This window comes from Helicobacter salomonis, assembly GCF_900197775.1.
Taxonomy (GTDB): Bacteria; Campylobacterota; Campylobacteria; order Campylobacterales; family Helicobacteraceae; genus Helicobacter; species Helicobacter salomonis.
Genome location: NZ_FZMA01000061.1, coordinates 1 through 3,518 on the forward strand (window position 1 = coordinate 1; position 3,518 = coordinate 3,518).

Sequence of the window (3,518 nt, forward strand, 5' to 3'; positions counted from 1 at the left end):
AAGACAAACAGGGCAAGTATCAGCATCAAAGCGGGATCACTTTGCCTAGAATCAGCGATTGACATACCCCCCATAGCTAAAGCTAGGGAATTCTGGTATCATCAAAGTCTGCCCACAAGTGGGTCTTACGACTTCTACTCCAAGAGTGGATGCCCCACTCTATGAATAGTAAAAATTCTAGCATATTAAACACCTCTTGCTTCATCTCACTCCCATAAATTATCTAGCAGGCGCACCCGTCCCACTTGCACAGCACATAAAATGAGGGTTTGGTTGGGTTGCACTTGGGCTAGAGGGGCTAACTGGCGGTCGCACACACTCAGGTAGTGCACCTTGAGCCCTTGCAACACTTCTAAACCTAATTTTACGAGTTTGACACTATCGCGCTCTCCCTTGATAATCGCCTCTTGTATGCTGTTTAAGGCTTGGGGGAGTTTGCGCGCGCTCAAACGCTCTTCTGGACTTAAGTAGGCATTGCGCGAGCTTAACGCCAAACCATCATAATCGCGCACAATGACGCAGGGCACGATTTCTATGTCTAAAAAGAGATCGGCGACCATGTGTTGGATAATGAGGAGTTGTTGGGCATCTTTTTGCCCAAAATACGCCCGTTTGGGGCGCACCAAGTTAAAGAGTTTGAGCACCACCTGCAACACCCCCTCGAAATGTTTAGGACGAGCATCCGCTTCGTAGCCTAGCAGAAAGGCGGGGGGTTGGAGTGTAATCCCTTGAGCGAGGGGGTAAATCTGCGCGGGCTCTGGGGTAAAGACCACATCCACGCCCAAGCTTTCACAAAGTTCTAAATCCGCTTGCAGAGTTCTAGGGTAGGCTTGGTAATCCTCATTGGGGCCAAATTGGGTGGGGTTGACAAAGATAGACACCACGACAAAATCGTTCTGTGCTTTAGCTTGCTCAATTAAACTAGCATGCCCGGGGTGCAATGCGCCCATCGTGGGCACAAAACCAATTTCTTTGCCCCATAAAGGGATTAGTTGGCTAGCTTTCGTGCATACTTGCATGGGAACCTCTCATCTGTTCTAAAATTTGGGATGTGATCTCTGAAGGCTTAGGGTTGTTGTAAATGGGGCGGCCTATGACAATAAAATCTGCCCTAGCTCTAAAAGCATCTTGCAAATTGCCCACGCGTTTTTGATCATCTTGGACATGGGCAAAGGGGCGGATGGCTGGGGTTAGGGTGCGAAAATGGGAACTAGTGGCCTGTTTGATGGCCTCACTCTCAAAGACCGAGCAAACCACCCCATCTAGCCCGCTTGTAAAACAAAGCTGGGCTAAATGCAGGGCCTGTTCTTGCAGGGGGGCATGGTAAACTTGCTCCACCTCCTGAGAGTCTAAGCTGGTGAGAATGGTTACTCCCATGAGCAGGGGTGCTTTGGGCAGAGTGCGCATTTTTTCTACCACGCTTTTAAGGGCAGTAGCCCCCGCGCTTGCATGTAAAGTGATCATGTCCACGCCCAACTTGGCGCACTCTAGCGCGGCTTCCTGCATGGTGTAGTTGATGTCATGCAATTTTAAGTCTAAAAAGGTCTTAAAGCCCATCTCTTGGATTTCTTGCACAAACCTAGGGCCTTCGCGCACAAATCCCCTTAAGCCCAACTTCACCCACAGGTCTAGGCCCTTGACTTGCGTCAATAGCTTTAAACACGCTTGTTTATCGGGTAAATCCAGTGCCAAACATAGTTGCATACATGTTCCCTTGTGGTATTTTCAGCAAAAACTAATTACAATGCGCCATTATACATAAACTTAAGGATAAGAGTTTGTCAATTCCTAAATGCGTGCTCATCACCGGTCCTTGCGTGATTGAGGATATGCCCATGCTGGAGTCTATCGCCCAAGCCCTAAAGCCTCTAGCCAACGACCCGCGCATTGATTTTTACTTCAAAGCTAGTTTTGACAAGGCGAATCGTACCAGCTTGGAGAGCTATCGTGGACCCGGACTTACAAAGGGTTTGCAAATGTTAGATAGCATCAAATCTAAGTTTGGTTATAAACTCCTCACAGACATCCATGAGAGTGCGCAGGCGGGGGCTGTGGCTGAAGTGGTTGATGTCTTGCAAATCCCCGCCTTCCTATGCCGTCAAACCGATTTGATCGTAGCTGCGGCCCAAACCCAGCGCACTCTAAATATCAAAAAGGGGCAGTTTATGCACCCCAAAGACATGCAGTACAGCGCGCTCAAGGCTCTAAACACCCGCGCTAGGAGTGCCTACAAGACCTCTACTTATGAAGCCTGCTTGGAACATGGGATTTATTTGTGCGAGAGGGGTGCGAGTTTTGGCTATGGGAATTTGGTGGTAGACATGCGTTCTTTGGTCATTATGCGTGCCTTTGCGCCCGTGATCTTTGATGCCACTCATAGCGTGCAAATGCCCGGGGGGGCGCAGGGGAAGAGTGGGGGGGATAGCTCTTTTGTGCCTTATTTGGCGCGGGCTAGCGCGGTGGTGGGCGTGGATGGATTTTTCATGGAGACCCATTTGACCCCTGAGAATGCACTCAGTGATGGGCCTAATATGATCCCCACGGCGCAATTAGCACCTCTGGTGGAGGATTTGCTCACTTTGCATACATGGCAATGTAATAAAGGATTTTAATGCAAGAGTTTAAAAGTCTTGAGGGCAAATTATGCCTCAAGGGAGATGAGAGAGTCGCTATTTTGGCCTCGCGCTTTAACCATTTGGTGAGCGATCGCTTGGTAGAAGGCGCGCTGGATAACTTCAAGCGACACGGGGGGGATTTAGCGCGCTTGAGCGTGGTGAGAGTGCCCGGGGCTTATGAATTGCCCTTTGTATTGGATAGGCTCTTGGGTTCTAAAAATTACGATGGGGTGTGTGTGCTAGGGGCGGTGATTCGAGGCGCAACCCCGCATTTTGACTATGTGAGCGCGGAAGCCACCAAGGGCATTGCCAACACCACATTAAAGTATGGCTTGCCCGTGAGCTTTGGTCTACTCACCACTGATAGTATTGAGCAAGCTTTGGAGCGCGCAGGGAGTAAGGTGGGCAATAAGGGCTTTGAAGCCATGCAGACCTTGATCGAATTACTCAATCTATATCCGCAACTTTAATGGCGACTCGCAGTCAGGTTAGAGAGACGGTGGTGGGCTTGCTTTATGCCTATGAAAGTGGGAATGAGGCGGTGCTACAAAAAGCTCCCGATTTTTTAGCCCGAAAGAAAATCAGAAACGCCCAGCAACGCTTTGCCCTAGAACTCTTAGAGGGCACATTAAAAAACATGAAGGCCCTAGATCATGTCCTAGCACCACTTTTAAAAGATTGGGATTTGGCGCGCATGGGGTGCATGGAAAGGGCAATCTTGCGCTTGGGGGCTTATGAAATTTTACACACGCCCACGAACCCAGTTGTAGTGATCAATGAGGCGATTGAACTCTCTAAAATCTATGGGGAGGACAACGCACCCAAGCTTATCAATGCGATTTTAGACGCGCTGTGTAAACAACACCCTCGTAACTAGAGCTGGGTGAACCACCCACCAAAGAC

The 3,518-nt window shown here is 49.3% G+C and carries 5 protein-coding genes; 3 read left to right on the top strand and 2 right to left on the bottom strand.

Going from position 1 to position 3,518, the window contains the following annotated elements; all coding sequences use genetic code 11:
• Window positions 1-206: 206 nt before the first annotated feature.
• Entirely contained in the window at window positions 207-1,019 is an 813-nt protein-coding gene (gene panC / locus C6H04_RS07680; protein WP_104732814.1) for a pantoate--beta-alanine ligase, read from the bottom strand.
• Window positions 997-1,704 (bottom strand): orotidine-5'-phosphate decarboxylase, encoded by a 708-nt coding sequence (pyrF, locus tag C6H04_RS07685; RefSeq protein WP_104732815.1) that lies wholly within the window; start codon window positions 1,702-1,704, stop codon window positions 997-999. Before pyrF ends, panC begins: the two co-directional genes overlap by 23 nt.
• An 80-nt stretch (window positions 1,705-1,784) precedes the next feature.
• On the opposite strand from pyrF, the gene kdsA reads away from it, so the two are divergent.
• From kdsA to nusB, 3 genes are read left to right on the top strand one after another with little or no spacing between them, the layout of a single operon-like run.
• Entirely contained in the window at window positions 1,785-2,612 is an 828-nt protein-coding gene (gene kdsA / locus C6H04_RS07690) for a 3-deoxy-8-phosphooctulonate synthase (protein ID WP_104695284.1), read from the top strand.
• Window positions 2,612-3,085, top strand: a complete 474-nt coding sequence (gene ribH, locus C6H04_RS07695; RefSeq protein WP_104695280.1) for a 6,7-dimethyl-8-ribityllumazine synthase — start codon at window positions 2,612-2,614, stop codon at window positions 3,083-3,085. Before kdsA ends, ribH begins: the two co-directional genes overlap by 1 nt.
• Complete coding sequence (gene nusB / locus C6H04_RS07700) at window positions 3,085-3,492, top strand: transcription antitermination factor NusB (RefSeq protein WP_104695279.1); 408 nt, start codon at window positions 3,085-3,087, stop codon at window positions 3,490-3,492. Before ribH ends, nusB begins: the two co-directional genes overlap by 1 nt.
• Window positions 3,493-3,518: the final 26 nt, after the last annotated feature.

Coding starts and splice junctions, on each gene's coding strand:
- panC (WP_104732814.1), bottom strand. CDS start 1,019: ATGCAAGTATGCACGAAAGCTAGCCAACTAATCCCTTTATGGGGCAAA.
- pyrF (WP_104732815.1), bottom strand. CDS start 1,704: ATGCAACTATGTTTGGCACTGGATTTACCCGATAAACAAGCGTGTTTA.
- ribH (WP_104695280.1), top strand. CDS start 2,612: ATGCAAGAGTTTAAAAGTCTTGAGGGCAAATTATGCCTCAAGGGAGAT.
- nusB (WP_104695279.1), top strand. CDS start 3,085: ATGGCGACTCGCAGTCAGGTTAGAGAGACGGTGGTGGGCTTGCTTTAT.